General features: G+C 70.9%; 4 protein-coding genes. All 4 read right to left on the bottom strand.

Translation table 11 applies throughout. The features are described from left to right. Positions 1 to 146 precede the first annotated feature (146 nt). Entirely contained in the window at positions 147 to 15,017 is a 14,871-nt protein-coding gene (locus tag ACZ4SA_RS22105) for a non-ribosomal peptide synthetase (protein WP_468277093.1), read from the bottom strand. 336 nt (positions 15,018 to 15,353) lie between these two features. Then, a complete protein-coding gene (locus ACZ4SA_RS22100) occupies positions 15,354 to 19,142 on the bottom strand; it encodes an SDR family NAD(P)-dependent oxidoreductase (protein WP_468277090.1) in 3,789 nt (1,262 codons plus the stop codon). Continuing rightward, a complete protein-coding gene (locus ACZ4SA_RS22095) occupies positions 19,139 to 19,921 on the bottom strand; it encodes a thioesterase II family protein (RefSeq protein ID WP_468277087.1) in 783 nt (260 codons plus the stop codon). Before ACZ4SA_RS22095 ends, ACZ4SA_RS22100 begins: the two co-directional genes overlap by 4 nt. A gap of 13 nt (positions 19,922 to 19,934) precedes the next feature. After that, positions 19,935 to 26,084: an amino acid adenylation domain-containing protein gene (locus tag ACZ4SA_RS22090; protein ID WP_468277084.1), complete on the bottom strand. Its 6,150-nt coding sequence runs from the start codon at positions 26,082 to 26,084 to the stop codon at positions 19,935 to 19,937. Between the last annotated feature and the right edge of the window lie 157 nt (positions 26,085 to 26,241).

The raw sequence follows: 26,241 nt of genomic DNA, 5'->3' as shown, positions 1-26,241 counted from the left end.
GCGACCCTCCGCAGCTTCGCGATCAACCAGCTCCGTGCTGCCGGCCACACCAACATCGCCGCCGCACTCCGCGAGATGTCTCTCCGCCCTTTCGAGCGGCCACTGGCCCTCCTCGGACTCAGCTGACCAGCACCGCCCCCAGAACCTCAGACTTTGCAATCACCCTGGGCACCGAGGATGTACGGGCGCCACAGATCCGCGTACGAACCTTCCGGTTTCGGTACCGCGTTGAAGAGCAGGGCGTCACCGGAATAGACGGGCACGACGAACTCGGGCACGCGAGTCGTGTAGTTGACGCCGATCGACACCGCGTTGTCCACGAACGACTCGTAGTCGTCCGCGCCCACCAGGCTCGTCAGGTGCTCCGCGAAGTAGTCGCGGAACTCGGTCTCGGTGGGCAGCGGCCGACCTGCCAGATAGCTGCTGGGAACGCTGTCCAACAGGGCCAGTACCCCCACCTCGTGCCCGCGCCGCTGGAGTTCGGCGGCCATCGCGTGCGCGAGCGTGCCGCCGCTGGAGAGCCCCATGAGATGGAACGGCCCCTCGGGCTGGACGGCCAGCACCTCGGCCACATAGTCGGCGATCATCGCCTCGATCGACTCGGGCAGCGCTGTCGTCCCGTCGAAGCCCTTCGCCTGTATCCCGTAGACCGGCCGGTCCTCGGGGAGCAGGTTGGCGAAGCCCAGATACGGCCAGCTCAGTCCGCCGCCGGGGTGGATCCACCACAGCGGCTCCCTGTCCCCGTCACTCTTGACGGTCAGCACCGGAGCGAACGGATCCGCGCCCTCGGCCGGTCCGTCGTCCGCTTCCAGGTGCGCGGCCAGCTCGGCCACGGTGGGCGACTGGAAGACGACGCGGATCGGTATCTCGACCCCGAGCACCGCGCGGATGCGGGTGATGAGCCGGCTGACCAGCAGGGAGTGACCGCCGAGTGCGAAGAAGCTGTCGGCGACACCCACCTGGTCGAGGCCCAGCACCTCCGCGAACAGACCGCACAGGATGGCTTCCCGCGTGGTCCGCGGGGCCTGGCCGGTCGAGGTGCCCGCGTAGTCCGGGGCCGGCAGCGCGCGCCGGTCCAGCTTCTTGCTCGCGGTCAGCGGCACCTCGTCGATGATCATGATGGCGGACGGCACCATGTGCTTCGGCAGCCGTTCGTGCAGATCGCTGCGCAGCTCGGCCGGGTCGGCGCCGTCCGCACCCGGCACCACGTATCCGGCGAGCCGCCGGTCGCCCGGCCGGTCGTCGACCACCACGACGGCCTCCTCGACCGCGGGGTGCGCACGCAGCGCCGATTCGATCTCACCGAGTTCGATCCGGAAGCCGCGGATCTTCACCTGCTCGTCCGTCCGGCCGCGGAAGACCAGGTCCCCGTCCGGCGTCCACGCGACCACGTCGCCCGTCCGGTACATCCGTTCGCCGGGCCCGCCGAACGGGCACGCCACGAACCGTCCGGCCGTCAGATCCGGCCGGCCGACGTAGGCACGCGCCACGCCCGGACCCGCGATGTACAGCTCTCCGGCCACCCCGGGCAGTACCGGCCGCAGGGCGTCGTCGAGTACGTACACCCGGGTGTTCACGATGGGACGTCCGATCGGGCGGGCCCCTCCGTCCCCCACGAGCGGCATGCTCATGGTGGCGCAGACGGTGATCTCCGTCGGCCCGTAGACGTTCACCATGCGCCGGCCGGAGGACCAGGTGGAGACCAGCTCCGGCGGAGCCATCTCGCCGCCGATCACGAGGCAGGACACCGTGGAGAACGATGCGACCGGCATCGCCGCGAGCATCGTGGGCGTGATCATCACATGCGTGACCCGATGCGCGTCCACCGTCTCGGCCAGGGGCGTTCCGGGCACCAGCCGCTCCGCGTCGGCCAGCACCACGCTCGCTCCCGACAGCAGCGCGGTGAACACCTCGCACAGCGACACGTCGAAGCTCGGCGAGACGAGCTGGAGCATGCGGCTGTCCGCGGTCATCTCGAGCCGGTCCACGTGCGAGGCGACCAGGGACGCCATCCCGCGGTGCGTGACTGCGACCCCCTTGGGCCGGCCCGTCGAGCCGGAGGTGTAGATGACGTAGGCGGTGTTGTCGACAACGGCAGGGCTCCCGACGGCGCTGCCGTCGGCGCCGGACTGCGGCTCGTCCACCCGCAGTCCGGGCACGGGCAGTTCGGACAGAGCGGCCTCGGTCGTCGAGTCCACCAGGGACAAGCAGGCCCCGGAGTCGGACATCATGAACGCGATCCGGTCGGCCGGGACGGCGGAGTCGACGGGCAGGTACGCGCCACCGGCCTTCAGTACAGCCAGCAACGCCACCACCAGGTCCGGCGATCGCCGCACCGACACGGCCACCACCGACTCCGGCCCCACCCCGCGCCGGATCAGTTCATGGGCCAGCTCGTTCGACCGGGTGTCGACCTCCTCGTAGGTCAGCATTGTGTCCTCGAAGAGAACCGCGACCGCGTCCGGTGTCGCGGTGACCTGGCGCGCGAACTGTTCGGGGACGGTTCCGTCGGGCATGGGCGCCGCGGTGTCGTTGGCCTCGATCAGCACTCGGTCCCGTTCGGCGGGCAGCAGCGCATCGACGAGGCCGAGCGGTACGTCCGGGTCCGCCGCCACATGCCGCAGGATCCGCGCGAACCGTTCGGCGATGTCCTCGGCGGTGTCCTGGTCGAACAGGGCCTGCTGGTACTGCATGGCCACCCGCAGATGAGGATCGGCCGTGGCCGCCACGCCGAGCGGGTAGTGGGTGCCGTTCGCCGCACTGACCCGCGTGACGGAGATTCCGGCAGCCGTGTTCGCCTCCGTGATGGCGGTGCGGTCGACCGGGAAGGACTCGAAGACGACGACGCTGTCGAACAGGACGGGCAGGCCGGTCGCGCGCTGGATGTCGGCCAGTCCGTAGTGGTGATGGTCCAGGAGCGCGGCCTGCCGGCTCTGCAGCGTGGTCAGCATCCGGCCGAGCGTGTCCCAGGGGGACAGCCGGACGCGTACCGGCAGGGTGTTGATGAACAGACCGACCATCGAGTCCGCGTCCGGCACGGCCGGCGGCCTTCCCGACACGGTCGTACCGAACACCACGTCCCGCCGTCCGGTCAGACCCGCGAGCACCATGGCCCAGGCACCCTGCAGCAGCGTGTTCAGCGTGACGCCCAACTCGGCGGCCCGCCGAGACAGTTCCTGCGAGACCTCCGGGGACAACGGGACATCCAGGTGCCCGACGCCGCCCTGATCCGCCTCGGCCGGGGCGCCCGGCGCATCCGGGGCGAGGAGGGTGGGTTCGTCGACCCCGTCGAGCTCGGCGGCCCACACCCGCTCGGAGGCGGCACGGTCCTGTCCGGACAGCCACACCAGGAATTCCCGGTAACCGCGCACGCGCGGCAGTACAGACGCGTCGCCGCCCGAGCCGTAGAGGCGCAGCAGGTCCCGGGTCAGCAGCGGCAGCGACCATCCGTCGAACAGCACATGGTGTGCGGTGAAGACCAGTTCGGCCTCCGCCGGGCCGGTGAGCACCAGCGACATCCGCAGCAACGGCGGTGCGGCCGGGTCGAAGTGGGTCGCCTGGTCCTCGGCCAGGAACTGCTGGAACGCCGCGTCCCGCCAGTCCTCGTCCAGGAAGCGCAGATCGATCTGGCGCCACGGCAGCTCAACGCCGTCCCGCAGGAGCTGTACACGGTCCCCGGCCAGGTTGCTGACGAACGCCGTGCGCAGATTGGCGTGACGGTCGAGCAGGGCCTGCCCCGCCGCGCGCAGCCGGGCCGGGTCCACCTCGCCGGTCAGGTGGTGCACCAGCTGTACGTGGTAGGCGTCGTAGCCGGAATCGGCGAGCTGGGACTGGAACAGCAGACCGGACTGCAGATCCGTGAGCGGCCAGATGTCACTCAGCCCCGGGTACTGCTTCTCCCAGGCCTCGATCTCGCTCTGCCGCACCGACACCAGCGGTACGTCGGACGGGGTCAGGCCGCCCGCGCCCGGTGTCGCGACATGCCGGGCCAGGCCCTTCAGTCCGCCGCTCCACAGGTCCGCAAGCTCCTGCACCTCGTCGCGGGAGAGCAGGCCGGTGGGGAAGTCGAACCGGGCTTCCAGCTCCGGGCCCTGCGCCGTGTCGGTGACGAACGCGTTGATGTCCACGGTCGCCATGGCCGGCATGCCCGGATCGGACGCCGTGACGAGACCGGCCGCGTCGACGGCCTCGGTCCAGCCGAGGCCCCGCAGCTCCTCGGGCATGTCGGAGGAGGAGAAACGGCCCAGGTAGTTGAAGGCGATCTGGCCGGTCGAGTGCGGCGCAAGGACCACGCCCGTCTCGTCGTTGAGGTACCGCAGCAGCCCGTAGCCCAGACCCTTGTCCGGGATGGCGAGCAGCTGCTCCTTGACCGCCTTGACCACCGCGCCCGCGGCGAGCCCGCCGGCGAACACCTCGTCGAGATCCGCGTCCGCGACATCGAGGCGTACGGGGAACATGCTCGTGAACCAGCCGACCGTACGGGACAGATCGGCGCCCGGCACGACCTCTTCCTCGCGGCCGTGCCCCTCCAACCGGAACAGCACCGACGACTCGTCGACACCGCGCGCCCGGCGCCACCGGGCGACGGCCAGCGCGAGCCCGGCCAGCAGGCCGTCGTTGACGCCGCCGCGGAACGCGGTGGGAATCCCGGTCAGAAGCGCCTCGGTCACCTCGCCCGGAAGCCGCAAGGACACGCTGTCCACCGTGGAACGGACGTCGATAGCCGGGTCCAGCGTTCGTGTTCCGAGCAGCGGGTCCGGGCCGTGCAGAATGCCTTGCCACAGCGGCAGTTCGGCAGCCACGCGGTCGGCACCGGCCGCTTCGTCCACCAGGGCGTGCGCCCAGCGTCGCGCCGAGGTCACAGGCGCGGCCAGTTCGGGTGTCTTTCCGTCGCGTATCCGGCTCCAGGCCTCGGCGAGGTCCGGCAGCAGGATGCGCCAGGACACCCCGTCCACCACCAGATGATGCAGCACCATCAACAGCCGGCCTGCTTCGGAGAACCACACGAACTGCGCCATCACCCCGGCCGCCGGATCCAGCCGGCCCGCCGCAGCGTCCAACTCCCCCTGCACATCGGCACCGGACTCCGCACGGCGGATCAGCTTCGCGGCGTCGACCGATCCGGGCACACCGACCCGCAGCCCGCCCTCGGCCAGCCGGGAGCGCAGCGTGTCGTGCCGGTCGATGACCGCGTTGAGCGTCGCCGCAAGCGTCGGCTCGTCGATGCCGTCCGGCAGCTCCACGACCGTCGACATCGCGAACCGGTCGATGTCCCCGCCGAGTTCGAACAGGTACTGCGCGATGGGCAGCAGCGGCATCCGGCCCTCGCCGGCGCCGTCCAGCTCCGCCAGAACCGTGCTCGTACCGTTCTCGGCGCTCGCCGCCGCGGCCAGCTCGGCCACCGAGCGCAATTCGAAGATCTGCCGGGGGCTGATCGCGACGCCCTGGGCCCGCGCCCGCGCCACCACCTGGATCGAGCGGATGCTGTCCCCGCCCACCAGGAAGTAGTCGTCGTCGATCCCGACCCGGTCCAGGCCGAGCACCTCGGCGTAGACCCCGGCCAGGATCTTCTCCGGTGCAGAGCGCGGCGCCCGGTAGTCGCCGCCGGTGAACACCGGCTCGGGCAGGGCCGCGCGGTCCGTCTCCCCGTCCGGCGTCAGCGGCAGTCGGGCCAGTACGACGAAGACCGAGGGGACCATCGCGTCCGGTACGCGGCCTGTCAGGAACTCCCGGAGCTGCACCGCGGAGACGCCGGCCGTGAAGTCCATGCTCTCGCCCGTGTCCCCGGCGCCGTCCGGCACGACATAGGCGACCAGCCGTCGGCCTGTACCGCGGCCGTCGTGCGTGACCGCGACGGCCTCGGTCACGGCGGGATGCCCGGTCAGAGCCGCCTCGACCTCGGTCAGGTCGATGCGGGTTTTCTGGACGGTCGCCTGCCGCCCGGCACGCGACCGAACCGGTTCCGTCGCGCCAACGGAGGAGTCCGGCTGCGCAACGAGCTGCCGCAGGGTCCGTACGAAACGGGTGGTGATCTCCTCGGCCGTGGCCCGGTCGAACAGGTCGGTGGCGTACTCGAGGCCGCCCACCACGCCCGTCCCGGGGACATCGGCCATCGTGAGGAACAGGTCGAACTTGGCGGTCTCCGTGGCGACCGTGTTCAGCGCCACCCGCAGTCCGCTCAGCTCGAAGTCCTCGCGCACGATGTTCTGCCAGCCGAACATGACCTGGAACAGCGGGTGGTACGAGGTGGAGCGGTCGGGGTTGAGCAGCTCCACCAGCCGTTCGAAGGGGACGTCCTGGTTGTCGTACGCCGTCAGTGCCTTGTGCCGGACCTGGTCGAGGACCTCGGCGAACGAGGGATTGTCCGGCATCCGGACGCGCAGCACCCAGGTGTTGACGAAGAACCCGACCAGATCCGCGAGGGATTCGTCGGTGCGGTTGGCGATCGGGGACCCGATGGTGATGTCGTCGCCGCCGCCGAGTTGCCGCAGCAGTACCGCAAGCGCCGACTGCAGCACCATGGAGACCGACACCCCGCGGGCCGTGGCCAACTCCTCGACCGCGGCGACTAGTTCGGGGTCGAGGGCGAAGTCCACCATGTCACCGCGGTGGGTGGACCGTGCCGGCCTCGGGCGGTCCGTCGGCAGCCGCAGCGGCTGCGGCACATCCGCCAGCTCGTCCCGCCAGTAGGCGGACTGGACGGCCACCACGCTCGCGGGATCACTCTCGTCGCCGAGCACCTCGCGCTGCCACAGCGTGTAGTCCGCGTACTGCACCGGCAGATCGGACCATCGACTTGCCACGCCTTCGCTGCGCGCCGCGTAGGCAGTGCCCAGGTCGCGCATCAGCGGCGGGATCGACTCGCCGTCACCGGCAATGTGATGGATCACCAGCACCAGGACGTGATCGTGCGCTCCGCAGCGCAGAACGCTCGCCCGCACGGGGAGTTCGGCGGCTATGTCGAATGTGTGGGCGACCGCATCGGCCACCGCACGGTCCACATCGGCCGGGTCCGTCTCGACGACGGACATCGGCAGCGACATCGCGTCGGCAGGCACGACCCGCTGGAACGGCACGCCGTTCTCGTCCTCGTCGATGAGCGTGCGCAGCGTCTCGTGGCGAGCCACCACGTCCTGCATCGCGCTCCGGAGCGTGGGCACGTCCAGCTCGCCGGTCAGCCGCAGCACGAGCGGCAGGTTGTAGGTGGCGGAGGGGCCTTCGAACCGGTCCACGAACCACAGCCGGCGCTGCGCGTACGACAGCGGTACCCGCTGGGGCAGTTGCGCGGCGCGCCGCAGCTCGGGCCTGGCTGACGACCCGGCCGACAGATGCTGGACCAGCTTCGCGACGGTGGGCGCGTCGAAGACGGCCCGTACGGAGACCTCCGCCCTCAGGGCGGTACGGATCCGGCTGACGAGCCGGGTGGCCAGCAGCGAATGCCCGCCCAGGGAGAAGAAGTCGTCGTCGATGCCGACGCGCTCCACTCCCAGCACCTCGGCGAAGAGGGTGCACAGGACCTCTTCGCGCGGACTCCGCGGTCCCCTGCTCCCCTCCGCGCCGCCGCCGAACTCCGGTACGGGCAGCGCCGATCGGTCCAGCTTGCCGCTGGACGTCACCGGCAAAGAGTCCAGGAGCACGAAGGCCGAGGGGACCATGTAGCCGGGCAGACCCGCTTCGGAGTGCGCCCGGAGCGCGGCCGTGAGCTCGTCGGTGTCGTCGGTCGCGGGGACGATGTAGGCCGCCAGGAGCCGGCCGCCCGTTGCCGTGTCGCGGACGACCACGACGGCCTGCTCGACGTCCGGGTGGCTGCCCAGCACGCTCTCGATCTCACCGAGTTCGATGCGGAAGCCGCGGATCTTCACCTGGTCGTCGGCGCGGCCGAGGTATTCGATGCTGCCGTCGGCGCGCCAGCGCGCCACGTCACCGGAGCGGTACATCCGGCTGCCGGGTTCGCCGTACGGGTTGGCGACGAACCGTTCGGCCGTCAGGCCGACCTGTCCGTGGTAGCCGCGGGCCAGGTGGGGTCCCGCGATGTGGAGGTCGCCGGCGACTCCGACGGGGACCGGGCGCAGCGCGTCGTCCAGCAGATACACCTGGGTGTTGGGGAGCGGGCCGCCGATGGGCGGCACGGCCGAACCGCTGAGCGGCTCGCTCAGGGTCGCCACGACGGTGCTCTCGGTCGGCCCGTACGCGTTGATCATGCGGCGGCCCTCGGACCAGCGCGCCACCAGGTCGCCGCTGCTGGCCTCGGCGCCCACCACGAGGGTGCGCAGTTCGTCGAGACCGTCGGGGTCGAGGGTGGCCACCAGGGAGGGGACCAGGAGGGTGTGGGTGATGCGCCGTTCGCGCAGGAACCGCTGGAGCGCTTCACCGACGACCGGGCCGTGCGGCGGCAGGACGAGCGTCGCACCGTTGGGCAGCGCCATCAGCACCTCCATGACGGCGCCGTCGAAGCTGGAGGACGCGAACTGCAGGACGCGGCTGTCGGGGGTGATGCGCAGCCGGTCGGCCATCGCGGCGGCCAGGTTGGCGACGCCGGCGTGGGTAACGAGGACACCTTTGGGGCGGCCGGTCGAGCCCGAGGTGTAGATGACATACGCGAGGTCGTCAGTGCCCGGCCCGTCGGTGGGGGTGGTCACCGGCTGCTGCGCGATCCGGTCGCGGTCCTCGGTGAGGTCGACGACGACGGCGTCGGTGGGGCCGAGGCCGGTGCGCGCGTGCCGCTCGCTCACCACCAGCCGGGCGCCCGAGTCGCTCAGCATGTACGCCAGCCGGTCGGCCGGGTACCCGGGGTCGAGCGGAACGTAGGCGGCGCCCGCCTTCATGATGCCCAGCAGCCCGACGACGAGGTCCGCTCCCCGCTCGACGCACAGGGCGACCACGGATTCCCGGCCCGCGCCCAGCGCCCGCAGGTGGTGGGCGAGTTGGTTGGCGCGCTCTTCCAGCTCCCGGTAGCCGAGCCGGACCCGCTCGTCCTCGACGGCGAGGGCGTCGGGGCGCTCGGCTGCCTGCGCCTGGAAGAGTTCGGGGAAGGTGGCGGCCAGGACGGGGCGCGTGGTGGCGTTCCACTCCACCAGGACCTGGTTCCGCTCGGCCATGTCGAGCACGTCGAGCTGTCCGACGGTGAGCTCGGGATCCGCCGCCAACTGCCGTAGCACCCGCGCGAAGCGGGTCGCTATGACGGACACCGTCCCGTGGTCGAACACATGGTGGTGGTACTGCAGGGCCAGCCTCAGATGGGGGTCGGCGTCGGCCGTCACCACCAGGGGGTAGTGGCTTCCGGTGAACGGGGTGATGCCGGTGATCGCCACCTCGGCCTCACCGTGCGCCGCGCTGATCCCCGCCCGGTCGACCGGGTACGACTCGAAGACGACGACGGTGTCGAAGAGCGTGGGCAGCCCGGCGGCCTGCTGGATGTCGGCCAGTCCGTAGTGGTGGTGGTCGAGCAAGCCGGCCTGCCGGTCCTGCAGTCCTGTCAGCAGGCCCGCGAGCGAGTCACCGGGTGCACAACCGACGTGTACTGGGAGGGTGTTGATGAACAGTCCCACCATCGCGTCCACGTCGGCGACCACAGGCGGACGGCCCGAGACGGTCGTGCCGAACACGACGTCACGCCGGCCGGTCAGCCGGCTGAGGAGCAGCGCCCAGCTGCCCTGCACCAGCGTGTTGAGGGTGACGCCCAGCTCCGCGGCGCGCCGGGCCAGGGCCCGCGCCAGGTCGGCCGGTACCGGGACGGCGACCTGTCCCACTTCGGTGTGGAGTTCCGATCCGGCGCGGGGGGCGAGGAGGGTGGGTTCGTCGATGCCGTCGAGTTCGTCCGCCCAGGCGCGGGCGGCTGCCGGACGGTCCTGCCGCGACAGCCAGGTCAGGAAGTCCCGGTAGCCGCGCACCCGTGGCAGTACGGAGGCATCGCCCCCGGAGCCGTACAGCCGCAGCAGGTCCTGCATCAGCAGCGGAACGGACCAGCCGTCGATCAGCACATGGTGCGCCGTGAGGACGAGTTCCGACCGTTCCGGTCCCGTCGTCAGCAGCGTCATGCGCAGCAGCGGCGACTGGGCGGGGTCGAAGTGGCGCGCCTGGTCCTCCTCGAGGAACCGGCGCAGCGCCTCGGCCCGCTCGTCCTCGCCGGCATCGCTCACATCGAGGTGGCGCCACGGCAGCTCCACGCCGTCGAGCACCAGCTGAACCTGGTCACCGGCGGAGTTCGCCCCGAACGCGGTGCGCAGGTTGGCGTACCGGTCGAGCAGCGCCTGTCCGGCGGCCCGCATCCGCTCCGGGTCCACCCGTCCGGACAGGTGGTACACCATCTGCATGTGGTACGCGTCGAACGTGGTGTCCGCCAGCAGCGCGTGGAACAGCAGTCCCGACTGCAGGGCTGTCAGCGGCCATACGTCCGCCAGCCCCGGGTACTGCTTCTCCCAGGCCTCGATGTCTCCCTGACGCACTGACACCAGCGGTACGTCGGAGGGGGTCAGACCACCGGCGTCCGGCCGCGCCGCATGCCGGGTCAGCCCCTCCAGCGCGGTGCACCACAGATCGGCCAGTTCCTGTACGTCCTCGCGGGCCAGCACACCGGTGGGGAAACCGAACCGGGCGCTGAGCTGCGGTCCCTGCCCGTCGTCCGTCACCAGCGCGTTCACGTCGAGCACGGACAGCGCCGGCATGTCGGCGTCCATCTCGGGCATCAGCTCGCCCGTGCCGGGGGACCGGGTCCAGCCGAGGCCCCGCAGCTCCTCGGGCATGTCGGAGGAGGAGAAACGGCCCAGGTAGTTGAAGGCGATCTGGCCGGTCGAGTGCGGCGCAAGGACCACGCCCGTCTCGTCGTTGAGGTACCGCAGCAGCCCGTAGCCCAGACCCTTGTCCGGGATGGCGAGCAGCTGCTCCTTGACCGCCTTGACCACCGCGCCCGCGGCGAGCCCGCCGGCGAACACCTCGTCGAGATCCGCGTCCGCGACATCGAGGCGTACGGGGAACATGCTCGTGAACCAGCCGACCGTACGGGACAGATCGGCGCCCGGCACGACCTCTTCCTCGCGGCCGTGCCCCTCCAACCGGACGAGGGTCGAGGACTCGTACACCCCCCTGCCGCGGCGCCAACGGGCCACCGCCAGCGCCAGCGCCGCGAGCAGGCCGTCGTTGACGCCCCCGCGGAAGGCCCCCGGCACATCAGTGAGGAGCGACTGCGTCACCGTCGCGGGCAGCCGTACCCACAGGCTCTCCAGCGTGGACTGGACATCGACCGCGGGGTCCAGGGCACGTGTCCCGAGCAGCGGGTCCGGGCCCTCGACGACGGAGCGCCACAGAGCGAGCTCCGCCACCCGCTCCGCGCCGGCCGCCTCGTCCACCAGGGCGTGCGCCCAGCGTCGCGCCGAGGTCACAGGCGCGGCCAGTTCGGGTGTCTTTCCGTCGCCTATCCGGCTCCAGGCCTCGGCGAGGTCCGGCAGCAGGATGCGCCAGGACACCCCGTCCACCACCAGATGATGCAGCACCATCAACAGCCGGCCCGCTTCGGAGAACCACACGAACTGCGCCATCACCCCGGCCGCCGGATCCAGCCGGCCCGCCGCAGCGTCCAACTCCCCCTGCACATCGGCACCGGACTCCGCACGGCGGATGAGCGCCCGTACGTCGGCCGACCCCGGCGGGTCCACCTCCATGGCGCCCTCCACGAGCCGGGAGCGCAGCACGTCGTGCCGGTCGAGGACGGCGGTCAGCGTGTCCGCGATCCCGTCCTCGTCGATGCCGTCCGGCAGGTCCACCACGGCGGACATCGAGAACCGACCGATACCGCCGCCCAGTTCGGTCAGGTAGCGGGCGATCGGCGACAGCGGCATCCGTCCGACGCCGCCGCCGTCCAGCTCCCGCAACGCGACGGCCTTGCCGGCGCGGTCGCCGACCACCGCGGCCAGCTCGGCCACGGTCCGGCACTGGAAGATCTCGCGCGGGCTGACCTCCACGCCCTGCGCCCGGGCGCGCGACACGACCTGGATGGAGCGGATGCTGTCCCCGCCGACGGCGAAGAAGTCGTCGTCGATCCCGACCCGGTCGAGACCCAGTACCTCGGCGTAGACCCCGGCCAGGATCTTCTCCGGTGCAGAGCGCGGCGCCCGGTACGTCTCGCCCGTGAACTCCGGCACCGGCAGCGCGGCCCGGTCCAGCTTGCCGTTCGGGGCGAGCGGAAGCTGGTCCAGCATGACGAAGGCGGAGGGGACCATGAACTCCGGCAGCCGCTCGGAGACGAACGCGCGCAGCTCCGCCACCGACACCCCCGCGGTCAGGTCGACCTCGAGATGGCCGAGGCTCGCGACGGTGCCGCCGCTCGCGCCCGTGGAGACCACATAGCCCACCAGCTGCTTGCCGCCTGGACGGTCGTACGTGGTCACCACCGCCTGCGCCACACCGGAGTGAGCGGTCAGCGCGGCCTCGACCTCGCCCGCCTCGATCCGGAAGCCCCTGACCTTCATCTGGGCGTCGTCACGGCCGGCGAACTCCAGTTGGCCGTCGGCGTTCCAGCGGGCGAGGTCGCCGGTGCGGTACATGCGGTCCCCGGGCGGCCCGAAGGGATCGGCCACGAATCGCTCCGCCGTCAGGCCGGCCCGGCCGTGGTAACCCCGGCCGACGGCGCCCGCGACATACAGCTCCCCCACGACCCCAGGAGGCACCGGGGCCAGTCCGGGCCCCAGCACATAGGTCCGCATGTTGCCCAGCGGCGCACCGATCGGCGCGCTGCCGCAGGTGTCCGATCCGGGCTCCTGGGGGGCGACGTAGGTGGTGGCGTAGAAGCTTTCGCTCTGTCCGTACGCATTGATCACCCGTACGCCCGGGAACGCGTCCCGCACCCGTCGGACCAGGGACGAAGGCAGGGCCTCACCCGCGAACACCACGCTGTCGACCGTGGTCTTGCCCGCGATGTGCTCGATGAGCTCGCTGAAGACCGAGGGGACGGTGCTGATCACACTGCCCGACCAGCCGCCCTCCTCCTCCAGGACCAGCACGTCGCGGACGACCTCGACGGTGCCGCCCGTGGTCAGGGTGGTGACGATCTCGAACACCGACACGTCGAAGTTGACCGACGTCCCCGCGAGCATCCGCGAGCCGGGCTCCAGGCCGACGGACGACGCCAGCCGGGTCACACCGTTGACCACGCCGTGATGGGTGATCGCGACGCCCTTGGGCGTCCCCGTGGATCCCGATGTGTACATAACATAGGCCATGTTGTCCGGACGCGGCGGGACAGCAGGGGCATCCGCCGGGCCGCTCGTCAGATCGATGTCGTCGAGGTGGATGCGGGGGGTGCTGTCGTCCGGCAGCACCCCCGCGGTGCTCGCGTCGGTGAGGATCAGCTGGGGCCGGGCCTCGGAGAGGATGAGGCCGAGACGTGAACTCGGGTAGCGGGGGTCGATGGGCAGATAGGCCGCGCCCGACTTGAGAATTCCCAGGAGCGCGGTCACCAGGTCCGCGGAACGCGGCAGCGCCAGGCCGACCAGCGTCTCCGGGCCGGCGCCGAGCCGGACGAGTTCGTGGGCGAGCCGGTCGGACCGGGCATCGAGCTCCGCGTACGTCAGCTCCTGCGAACCGGACACGACAGCAATCGCTTCCGGCGACGCACCGGCGTGCCGCGCGAAGAGTCCGGGGACGGTCGACTCGAGGGTCGGGGCGGCCGTGTTGTTACGGCCGGCCAACAGCTCCTTCTCGGCCGGCGCCAGTACGTCCACCACGCCGAGCCGCGCACCCGGCTCGGCCACGAGGTGCCGCAGCACCCGTACGAAGCGCGCTCCCGTCTCCGCCACGGTCGCCCGGTCGAACAGATCGGTCGCGTACTCCAGGGTGCAGCGCAGGCCCTGCTCGACGACTGCGAAGTTGAACTCCAGGTCGAACTTGGCGGTCTGTGTCGGAACGGCCTCGAGCTTCGCGGTCAGCCCCGGCAGATCGAGGTCGAGGTGGGCACTGCTCTGCCAGCTGAACATCACCTGGAAGAACGGGTGGTAGGCCGTGGAGCGCTCGGGGTTCAGCGCCTCGACGAGCCGCTCGAACGGCACCGCCTGGTTGTCGTAGGCGTTCAGCGCCTTGTCCTGCACCCGCTCGAGCACCTGGTCGAGCGACGGGTTGCCCGACAGATCGGTCCGCAGCACCCAGGTGTTGACGAAGAAACCGACCAGGTCCGTCAGCGCCTCGTCGGTGCGTCCGGCGATGGTGGACCCGATCGTGATGTCCTCGCCAGCGCCCAGGTGGTGCAACAGGACGGCCAGGGCAGACTGCATCGCCATCGACATCGTCAGGCCCCGGGAGCGGGCCAGATCCTCGACCGCCGCGGTGAGTTCGGGGTCGATCGTGAACTCGACCGCGTCACCGCGGTGGCTGGCCTCCGACGACCGCGGGCGGTCCGTGGGCAGCCGCAGCTGCTGCGGTGCGCCCGCGAGCTCGTCGCGCCAGTAGCCGAGCTGGGTGGACAGCACGCTCCCCGGATCGTCGGCCTCGCCGAGCACCTCCCGCTGCCACAATGTGTAGTCGCCGTACTGCACGGGCAGTTCGGGCCACTGCGGCTCCTCGGACCGCAGGCGGGCCGCGTAGGCGGAGGCCAGGTCCCGGCCCAGCGGCACCATCGACTCGCCGTCGGCGGCGGCGTGGTGCACGACCAGCACCAGCACATGCTCCTCGGGGCCGCTGCGCAGCACCTGTGCCTGCACCGGGATCTCGGTGGAGAGGTCGAACCGGTGGGACGCCGCCCGGGCCACCAGGGCGTCGATGCCGTCGGACCCCACGTCGACGACCGGCACGGCCGACAGCAGGCCCTCGACCGGCTGGACCTGCTGCACGGGCATGCCGTCGCCGTCCTCGACGAACAGCGTGCGCAGGCTCTCGTGCCGGGCGACGACATCGCGCAACGCCGCCGACAGCGCACCCACGTCCAGCGCTCCGCTCAGATGCAGCACGAACGGGATGTTGTACGTCGCTGAAGGTCCCTCGAACCGGTCTATGAACCACAACCGCCGCTGCGCAAAGGACAGAGGGATCATTTCGTGTCTACTCCTCGATCGGTCATCCTGCGCGGACGTGGACGGCGGCCCGGTCACACGCAGGCCTCGGCGCCGATCGCGCGTGACAGTTCGACGGTCGTGGGTTGTGGAAGTTCGAGTGAATGAAAGCCCGGATTCCCGTTTCACATCGCACTGCGCCGCATCTTCGATTTCGGGGACGGCAGTGGGATTCCCACGTCGAATACTTTCCGGTCTGCGCGCTGTGGGGTCAAGCGCATTCGCCGCGGACGAGCGCCCTGCCCGGCCGGCTCATGTCCTGTCGACAGGACGCCGTTCCCTGCAGGGCTGCTCACCCGCGGCCGTTGTGCGGGGCGTTCAGTTCGCTCCCTGCCGCGCAAGGATCTCCGCCATCCCTGCCACGGTCGGGTTCTCGTAGAGTTCCTGCGTCGAGACACGGACCGCGAACGTGTCGTCGACCAGCGCGAGCAGACGCGTTGCCCGGATCGAATTGCCGCCGAGGTCGAAGAACGAATCCTCCCGGCCGATTTCGGGGCGGTTGAGTGAGTTCGACCAGAGGAACGCGATACGGCGCTCCAGAACGGTCTCGGGTGCCGTGAACCGGCGCCCCGGCTTGTCGGACGCGGCATCGAGCAGCAGCTGGGCGGTGTCGACACCACCGCTCATGTCCCGCGGGATGTGCGGCACTTCGACCAGGCGCACCGGCACCGAACTGTCACGTATGCTCGGTGCCACGGCCGCGCGGACGGCCTCCGGTTCGACGCCGTCGGCGGTGTAGGCGACGACAAGCTCACTGGCCCGCAGTTGTTCCGGCACCAATTCGTCGACAATCGACGGATTTGCCAGGTCGAGGCCGACGATCAGACTGTGGTGGGGCGCCGCGATCGAGTCGAGAAACAGCCGCAATCCGTCAGCCGGTTCGATGGAACGGAATCCACGACTGTGGGCCGGCGTGGCCGACTGCGTACGGTTCATTCCGATGCCGGTCCACATGCTCCAGGACAGACAATGCACCCTGCGGTGGCGTTCGTGGTACCAGTGGTCGGCGAATCCGACGAGGAAACCGTTGGCCGCGGAATAAGCGCCGAACGAATGCCCGCCGAATTCCCCGTTGACGGAACCGAAGAGCACCAGCGAGGCGTCCGGGCGTGCGGCGAGCACCTCTGCCACGGCGACTGTGCCGGCGACCTTGGCGCGATACTGCGCGGCGAAGTTCTCCGCCGACTCGTTGGCGACCGTGTGCTGTTCGAGGTCGGCCCACTGTGCTGTCGGGTCCGCTCCCGCCAAGTGCAGTGCGCCGTCGAGCGGGCGCCCCCAGCGTGCCTCGGCGGCGGCGACCGCCGCTGCCAGCGCGGCCGCGTCGGCGACATCGAGCTGCTGGTACACGACATCGCCGAGTGCGGCCAGTTCGGCGAGCCGGCCGGCCTTCTCGCCGTCGGCCGGCGAGCGGCCCACGAGCAGCAGGCGCGCCCCGTAGGCGGCGACCAGGTAGGACGCGATGTCGTGCGCGATGCCTCCGAGCCCGCCGGTGACCAGGTACGTTCCGCCCGCGATCAGGGACGGTGCCGCGGTGTTCGGTCCGCTGTCCTCCTCGACGGGCGACAATCGCGGCTGCCACCGCCGTCCTTGCCGTGCGGCGATGATCCCGGCGTGGTTCCGGTCGGCGAGTTCGGTGCGTACGGCCTGCGCCCATGTGCTGGTGTCGGCCGGCAGGTCGAGCTGGCGGACGACGAGTGACGCGCTCTCACCGACGGCGGTCCGTACGAGCGCGGGCAGGGCGCAGGTACCGAGGTCGACGGTGTCCCCGTCGTGCACATGGACCGCGCCCGCGCTGAGGACGAGCAGCAGCGGACGGTCGAACTTTCCATCGTCGAGCGCTCCGACCAAGGAGGTCAGCTCCGCGGTCGCCGTCGTCAGCCGGGTGAGGGGGTCGCCGCCGGGAGCCAGGGGCAGGGCATGGACGACGGTCGACACCGGACCGTGCGCCGAGGTCACAGCCGTGAGCAGCCGCCGCACGTCCCCACGGTCATCGGTTCTGATGCGGTAGCGGTCCGGCGCCTCCTCGGTGAACACCTCGCCCCGGCGGACGGCGACGAACGGCCCGTCGAGGCCCAGGCGCCTCAGGTCGTCGTCCTCGGCGAACACGAGCCGGACCCCGGAGTCGCCCGTCGCCTCGTCGGCCCGGGGTACTTCGGCCCACTGGCGCCGAAAGAGCCAGGTGTCCGCCTGCTCCTGCTCCGGCCGGGTGCCGACCACGCGGCCGTCGAAGGTGCCGGCACGCAACTCGTCGACGAGCGCGCCCCGTTGAATCTTGCCGCTCCCTGTCTTCGGGAACTCCGTCTCGGTGACGGGGACCAGCAGGTCGGGTGCGGTGCCGACTTCGCGTACGAGGGTGGCCCGTACCGCCTCGGTGGTACCGGCGAGGGCGTCGGTGTCCCACTGGAGCGGCACGAAGAAAACCACGAGCTGATCGGAGCCCGCGCCGGGCTCACGCACCCCGGCGGCGGCCGCGAAGGTGACCCGCACCCCGGCGACCTGCTCGACGACGCTCTCGATCTCGTGCGCCATGTAGTTGATGCCGCGCACGATGATCTGGTCTTTCTTGCGGCCCGCGATCACGACCTCGCCGTTGTGCACGAACGCGAGGTCGCCGGTGCGGAACCAGCCGTCCTCGTCGTACGACTCGCGGTTGGCGTCCTCGTTCGCGAAGTAGCCGTGCATCATCGTCAGGCCGCGGATGCGCAGCTCGCCCAGCCGCCCCTCGGGCACCACCGCACCGGTGTCGTCCACGACGCGGATCCGCACCCCGGGAAGGGGCCGCCCCACCGAGGAGAGCACAACGGCGTCCTTGTCGTGCGGGTCGACGTGGCGGATGTTCCCGCTCAGCGACGAGGGGTCGACGGCGACGGTGCCCGCGGCCCTGTCGTCGAGGTGCTGGCGGGCGTACGTGACTCCCGAGCAGGTCTCGGACATGCCCCACACCGGACGCATCGCGTCGGCGGGCAGGCCGTGCGGCGCCAGCAGCTCCAGGAACCGGTGGCTGGTCGACGCGACCACCGGTTCACCGGCGTTGGTGATCTCGCGCAGGCAGGACAGGTCCCACGATCGCTGCGTACGGATCTCCTCGGCGTGTTCGTTGGCCATGGCGAAGGCGAAGTTCGGTGCCCAGGTGTTCGTGGCGCGGTAGCGGTCGACCCAGTCGAGCCACAGCAGCGGGTCGCCGAGGGAGTGCTCGATCTTTGCGTTGATGTGCATGCACCGCAGGAACACGTCGCGGACGTTGTACATGGCGACCGTGACATGGTCGAACGGCATCCAGATGAGGCTGATGTCGTCGCCGGTCAGACCGCAGTGCTCGGCGACGGCCAGCGACCTGGCGACGACGCTCGCGTTGGTGTGGTGCACGCACTTGGGCACCCCGGTGCTCCCCGAGGTGAGGAGGTTGAGCACCGGCGATTCGGGCGTGGCCTCGAACCACGCGGTGTCCGGCGGGAAGGCGGCCAGCTCGCCGACCGTCAGGATCCGCACCTCCGGCTCGCTCCAGAGCTCCCGGACCCCCGCGAGGGGACCCGCGGTGGCGTCGTCGGTGAGCAGCACGGGCCGCTCGAGCAGGTTCCAGGCGTTGTGCAGTTTCCGGTTGGTCTCGTTCGGTGCCTGGTACGTGGTGGCGACACCGACCGGTGTCGGGACGAATCCGCCGAGCACACAGGCCCAGAAGGCGGTGAGATAGGCCTTGTTGGCGTCGAACTGGAACAGCGCGGCGTCGCCGGGGAGCAGACCGGCGGCACGGAGTCCGGCCAGCACCCGTTCGGCTTCGGCGAGCAGCGCGGGATAGGTCTGCAGCACGTCTTCATGGCCCTTGGTGATGAAGATCGAGCCTTTGTCCGGCGCCAGTTCGGCCGCCGCGCGCAGAGCCTCCTGCAAGGTGGCGGGTGCACCGTCCGGGATGTGCAGAGGGCCGCCGTCGAGATCGGCCGGCGCAGCGTCCGTGAGATCCGACTCCCGCGGGGCCGGTTCGGCGGCGCGCTGCGGCACGGCTGCCCGTACGCCTTTGCGTACCACGGCGACCGCGTCGTCGACGCCGGGGACCTTCAAGGCTGCTGCGATGATGTCGTCGAGAACGCCGACCGCGTCCAGGGCTGTCATACGGTCCTCCCGTTCGCCGAGGGGGCCAGCATCTTCCCGGCGATGAGCGAGATCACTTCCGCGGGCTTCTCGAGGAAGTAGAAGTGGCCGCCGGGATAGAAGTGGGTGCTGAAGCCGGCGTTCGTCTGCCTGCTCCACTCGCCCACCGTCTCCTTCGGCGCCCGCGAGTCGGAGTCGCCGGCGAGGACGGTGATCGGGCAGTCCAGCGGGGCCTCCGGAGCCGGGGTGTGCCGCTCCCAGAGGCCGAAGTCGGCGCGGAGCACCGGCAGAAGGGAGCCCATGACGAATTCGTCACCGGCGATCTCTTCGTCGATGCCGCCGAGTCCGATCATCTCGGCGCGGAATTCGTCCTCCTGCAGGTCGTGCAGATGCCGGATCCCGATGACACCCGGGGCGGGCTGAGCGGAGAGGAACAACTGCTCCGGACCCTGGCGGCCCTGTGCGCGCAGCGCCTTGGACAGTTCGAAGGCGAGTGCGGCGCCGCAGGAATGGCCGAAGAAGGAGAACGAGCCGCTGAGCACAGGGCGCAGCGCGTGGGTCAGCACACTGACGAGCGGGCCGACCGCGGTGAAGGGTTCCTCGGCGATGCGGTTCTGGCGGCCGGGCAGTTGCACCGCGATCAGTTCGATCTCCGGCGGCAGTGACGGGGCCCAGTCGGCGTATGTAGTCGCGCCCGCGCCCGCGTGCGGGAAGCAGATCAGCCGGTGGCGGCTCCCGGGTTGCCTGGCACGCCAGATGTACGGGGTCTCGGAGACAAGTTCCGTGCTCTGTACGGTCATTGCTGGGGGTTTCCTAACTCCTCTTGCGCAAGCGGGGACCGCTCGCTGTGGCGATGTCGTCCCAGTGCGAGGCCAGTTCGGCGATGGTCGAGTGGTGGAAGACGGACCGAATGGAGACCTCCGTCCCGAGCTCGTTGCGGATCCGGCCGATCAGCCGTGTCGCGAGCAGGGAATTTCCGCCCAATGCGAAGAAGTCGTCGTCGATTCCGACATGGTCCCGTCCGAGGACATCGGAGAACAGCCGGGACAGGAACTCCTCGCGCTCGTTGCCCGCCGTCCGGCGTTGTCCGCCGGCGGCTTCGGGCAGACGCTTGTGATCGAGCCGTCCGTTCGCCGTCGTGGGCAACCGGTCCAGTGCCACGACCGCGTACGGCACGACGCGGTCGGGCAGGTACCTGGCGACGAACGCCCGCAGTTCGTCTGTGGCGATCTCCACGTGCCCCGCGGCCACGACGTAGCCGACGGTTCCCTCCGCAGCAGCGACGACCGCGGCCTGTGCCACGTCGGGATGGGTCAGCAGGACGGTCTCCACGGCCTGCCGTGCGGCCTTCGCACCCGGGTCGTCGATCTGTTCCAGCCCGCCGTCGGCAGTGATCCGGGCGCGTACACCGGTCCGGTACATGCGGGAGCCCGCCGCGCCGAACGGATCCGCGACGAACCGCGTCGCGGTGAGTCCGCTGCGCCGCGGGCAGCCACGCCCGAACTCCCCGGCCACGTACAGCTCGCCCACGGCACCCGGCGCGGCCGGTGCGAGGGACGGGCTGAGCACATGGACGCGCGTGCGGTCCTCGGACGCGTGCACCACCGGGGCACCCGTGTGCATCTCGACCGTACGGCCTGTGCAGAGGGCGAGCAGGAGGTCCGTCGGCCGCGTCCCCGGGCCGGCCTCCAGGGGTGTGGCGGACGCGAACCGGGGGACATCGGCGGCCAGGCCGCCGTGCGTGACCGCCACGCCGTACGGTTGCGCCGACGCATCCGGTGCGTAGTCGAGGAGGGCCAGGTGACCGGGCAGCGGGCGGCCGTGGCGACCGCCGTCCGCAGGGGCGCTCTCCACGGCGTCGGGCGCGATCCGGATCCGGGGCAGATCGCCCCACAGCAGCCCGTCCGCCGCCTTGTCGACGACCACCGCCACCGGTCCGGCATCGCGCAGGACCGCGTCCGACCACTGCGGCGGGTCCTTCGGGTCGACGGGCAGTGCGCAGGCGCCGGCCTTCAGCACGGCGAGTAGCGCCACGACCTGGTCAACCGGGTCCGAGCAGCAGACCGCCACCACGGAGTCCGTGCCCCGGACGCCTTGGACGAGTTCGTCGGCGAGGCGGTCCGCCCGGGAGTTCAGCTCCTGCCGGCCGGTCGGCACGTCGTCGACGACGAGAGCGACAGCATCCGGATCCGCCGCCGTCCGCCGTGCGAACAGCGCCGGGATCAGCTCGTCGGGTGTGTGCGGCTCGGTCGTCAACGCGGTCCGTTCCTCGGGCGTGAGTACATCCACCTCGCCGACCAGGCCGTGAGGGTCGGCGAAGAAGGCCCGCAGTACGCGGAGCAGCCTGGCCCCGATCCGGTCGGCCGTGTCCCGGTCGACGGCGCTGCGCTTGTACTGCAGGCGCAGCCGGAGGTGGGGGTCCTGCTCCGCCATCACGACGAACGGGTAGTGCGATCCCGCGATGTTGCGGAAGGCGGGGACGGAGAGCCCGGCCGCGGCGCTCGCCTCGGCGATTCCGGCATGGTCGAACGGATAGGACTGGAAGACGACGAGGGTGTCGAAGAGCACCCCGAACCCGGTCGCCTCGTGGGTGTCGGCCAGACCGCAGTGATGGTGCTCCAGCAGGTCGGCCTGCGAGGTCTGCAGCTCGGTCACGACCCCGGCGAGGGTCTTCCACGGCGCGCAACGGATCCGTACGGGCAGGGTGTTGATGAACAGTCCGACACTCGTGTCCACACCGGCCAGCGCGGGCGGGCGGCCGGAGACCGTGGTGCCGAACAGGACGTCGGTGCTGCCGGTGAGTTCGGCGAGCACGATCGCCCATGACGCCTGCACGACGCTGTTGAGTGTGCTGCCCGCTTCCACGGCACGGACAGCGAGTTCCTGCGCCTCGTCGGGTGCGAGGTCCAGGTCCAGTTCACCGAATCCGACAGCCGCGCCCGTGGTACCGGCCGGCGCGAGCAGCGTCGGCTCGGTGACGCCTTCGAGGGCACCCGCGTGGACCCGGACCGACTCTTCGTGGTCACGCCGGGCGAGCCAGGCGAGGAAGTCCTTGAAGGAACGCGGCCTGGGCAGGGCGTGGGCATGGGAGCCGTCCGCGGCGTACAGCCGCAGCAGGTCCTGGAGCAGAAGCGGTTCGGACCAGCCGTCGAAGAGGACGTGGTGCGCGGTGAGGACCAGTTCGGTGCGGCCGGTGCCGATGCGGACCAGTGCCATCCGCATCAGCGGAGGCGTCGCCGTGTCGAACGGCACGGTCCGGTCCTCGGAGAGGAACCGCTCGAACTCCTCGTCGGACAGCCGGATCTCGCGCCAGGGCAGCGCCACATTCTCGAGCGCCAGCTGTACGACGTCACCAGCGGCATTGGGCACATAGGCGGTGCGCAGGCTCGCGTGCCGACCGAGCAGGGCCTGCCCCGCGGCCCGCATCCGCGAGGCGTCGACATCTCCCTCGAACCCGAAGACCAGCTGCACCTGATAGGTGTCGACATCGGTGTCCGCCAGCATCGAGTGATGCAGCAGTCCGGACTGCAGCGGGGTCAGCGGCCATACGTCCACCAGGCCCGGATACTGCTTCTCCCACGTCTCGAGCTCGCCCTGGGCCACGGAGACCAACGACACGTCCGAGGGCGTCAGGCCGCCCGCACCCGGCGCGGCGGTGTGCCGGACCAGTCCTTCCAGCGCGTCCTGCCACAGCCCGGCGAGCTCGCGGACCTCCGCGGGGGACAGCACTGCGGCAGGGGCGCCGAACACCGCGCCCAGCCGGGGGCCGTCGGCGGTGTCGGTCACGGTCGCGTTGATGTCCACCTCGGACAGCGCGGGCATGGCCGCGTCGTGTCCCGCGTCCAGCTCGGCCAGTTCGGTGAACTCGGCCAGTTCGGCGGTCTGGGTCCAGCCGAGTCCGCGCAGCTCCTCCGGCATGTCGGCGGCCGAGAAGCGGCCCAGGTAGTTGAACCCGATCTGGCCGATCGCGTGCTTGCGCAGCACCTCGGCGGTCTCAGGGTTCAGATACCGCAGCAGCCCGTATCCGAGACCTCTGCCGGGCACGGCGAGCAGCTGCTCCTTGACCGCCTTGATCACGGCACCCGCCGCGGGACCGCCGGCGAACGCCTCGTCGAGGTCGGTCCCGGCCAGGTCCAGGCGCACCGGGAAGACGCTCGTGAACCAGCCCACGGTGCGGGAGAGGTCCGCGCCGGGCACGGCGTCCTCCTCTCGGCCGTGCCCTTCGAGCCTGAGCAGAGTCGACGACTCGTCCACTCCCCTGCCGCGACGCCACTTGGCGACCGCCATCGCCAGTGCGGCGAGCAGCCCGTCGTTGACTCCACCGTGGAAAGCTGCAGGCACCGCGGTCAGCAGCGCGTCGGTCACCGGCACCGGCAGCTGCACCCGCACCTTCTCCACCGTGGACTGCACATCGACGGCCGGGTCGAGCCGGCGTGTCCCGAGGACCGGGTCCGGGCCGTCGACGATCGATCCCCACTGCGCGAGCTCCGCCACCCGCTCCGGGCGCGACGCCTCGTCGACCAGGGCGTGCGCCCAGCGCCGCACCGATGTCGCGGGCGGCGGCAACTCGGGGGTCTCCCCTGCCCGTACCGCCTGCCAAGCAGCCGCGAGGTCGGGCATCAGGATCCGCCACGACACCCCGTCGATCACCATATGGTGGAGACCGACCAGCAACCGGCCGGGCCCGGACGGCGGTCGGAACCAGACGAACTGCGCTACGGTTCCGGCTGCGGGTTCCAACCGCCCTGCCAGCGCGTCCAGTTCCTTCACGAGCAGCGCACGCCAGGACTCCCCGGTCCACTGTCCGTCGCAGGCGACGGTCCGGATCAGCGGGTCCACGTCCACCGAGCCCGGTGGCCCCACGAGCATCCCGTCGGGCAGCAGCCTCGCGCGCAGCAGGTCGTGCCGGTCCAGTACGGCGGTGAGGGTCGCGGCCAGTCCGAAGCGGTCGATGCCGTCGGGCAGTTCCAGGACCACCGCCTGGAGCAGCCGGTCGAAGCCCGGGCCGACCTCCTGGATCCAGTGCGCCACCGGCATCAGCGACAGCCGTCCCACACCGCCGCCGTCGAGCTCGGCCAGTACCGGCCCCCGGCCCGCCTCCGCGTTGGCGGCAGCGGCCTCGGCCAGCTCGGCCACGGTCCGGTGCCGGAAGATTTCCCGTGAGCTGACGAGCACACCCTGGGCCCTGGCCCGCGACACCACCTGGATGGACTGGATGCTGTCGCCGCCGACGGTGAAGAAGTCGTCGTCGATGCCGACACGGGTCCGGCCGAGCACCTCGGCGAAGACCCCCGCCAGGGTCTCCTCGTCGGGAGTACGCGGCGAGCGGTAGGCGGCGCCCGTGAACTCCGGTGCCGGCAGCGCCGCACGGTCCAGCTTGCCGTTCGCCGTCAGCGGCAGCCGATCGAGGACGACGAGGGCCGCGGGGACCATGAACTCCGGCAGTCGGTCCGCCACGAACCCCCGCAGTTCGCCTCGCAGCGCGGCGATGTCCAGCGCGGTCCTGTCGGCCGAGAGGGCGTCGGTGCCGGGCGCGGTCCCATGGTCCTGGGCGGGCACCACATAGCCGACGAGCTGTCTGGCCGTGCCGGCGCCGCCGTCCTCGCGGGCGACCACCACGGCGTGCGCCACCGCAGGATGCGCCAGCAGCGCCGCCTCGATCTCGCCCGGTTCGATCCGGAAGCCGCGCACCTTCACCTGTGCGTCCGCGCGGCCCTGGTAGACGAGATCGCCGTCGGCGTTGCGGATCACCAGGTCCCCGGTCCGGTACATCCGCTCACCGGCTGGGCCGAAGGGGCAGGCGACGAACCGCTCCGCGGTCTGCGCCGAACGGCGCAGATAGCCGCGCGCCACACCCGTACCCGCGACACACAGCTCGCCAGGCGTGTCCGGTGCGACGGGCCGCAGTTGCGCGTCCAGCACGTAGGCGCGCATGGCTTCCAGGGGACGTCCGATGGGGACGTCCGCGGCCGGCGGCTTGGCGGGGTCGACCCGGTGGCTCGTGGCGAAGACCGTGGTCTCCGTGGGTCCGTAGCCGTTCACGAACACCGTGCCCGGGCAGGCCGCGATGGCCCGTTCCACCGCGGGCGGTGAGACGCGGTCGCCGCCGACCCACACTTCGCGGAGCCCGGTGAGGCAGCGTACGTCCTCCTCGACAAAGAGGTTGAACAGCGCGCTCGTGAGCCAGACCGAGGTGACGCCGTGGCGTGCCACCTGCTCCGCCAGCACGTCCGGAGTCAGGTCCGCGGACGGGTCCACGACGACCCGGCCGCCGTTCAGGAGCGGCACCCACAGTTCGTAGACCGAGGCGTCGAAGGCCAGCGGCGAGTGCAGCAGCACCCGTTCATGGGCGCCGCCGTGCCATCGCCGGTCCGTCGCCAGGCCCACCACATCGCGGTGGGTGACTCCGATCCCCTTGGGGGTACCGGTCGATCCGGATGTGTAGATCACGTATGCGAGCCGGGCCGAGTGCTCGCGGCCGTACTCCGGTGCGCGGTCGCCCTTGTCCAGCATTTCCAGCTCGTCCAGCACCACGGCGGGGCAGGAACCGGGCAGGTCCTCCGCCGCGCCGGCCGTGGTCAGCAGGAGTACCGGCCGCGCGTCGCTCAGCATGAACTCGACCCGCTCGGCCGGGTAGTCGGGATCCATGGGCAGATAGGCGGCACCTGCCTTCAGCACTCCCAGCAGAGCCACGACCGACTCGGGGGACCTCGGCAGCGCGACCGCGACGACCGATTCCGGCCCCACGCCGCGCAGGACCAGGCCGTGCACCAACCGCTCGGCTCTGGCGTCGAGTTCTTCATAGGTCAACGAGATGTCGCCGGACACCACCGCGATCGCGTCCGGGGTCAGCCGGACCTGCCGCTCGAACAACGCCGGAATGGTCGCTTCGTGGATCCGTTCGGCCGTTTCGTTCACCATCGTCAGCAACCGGTCCCGCCCCAACGGATCATGCACATCCATCACCCCACGCGAACAAGCGGATCGGAGAATCGGTTCACATCGCCATGCTGTCCACGGCATCAATTGCCGGACAGGAAAAAGTCTCTGGTCGTACCGCCGATGAAATTCATGAGGCGCGTCGTCCAATCCCAGGACTTCCCACACCTTCATACCTGAG

The sequence above is a fragment of the Streptomyces sp. NPDC027962 genome (assembly GCF_055566095.1).
This window is presented reverse-complemented; position numbering and strand designations above follow the sequence as displayed.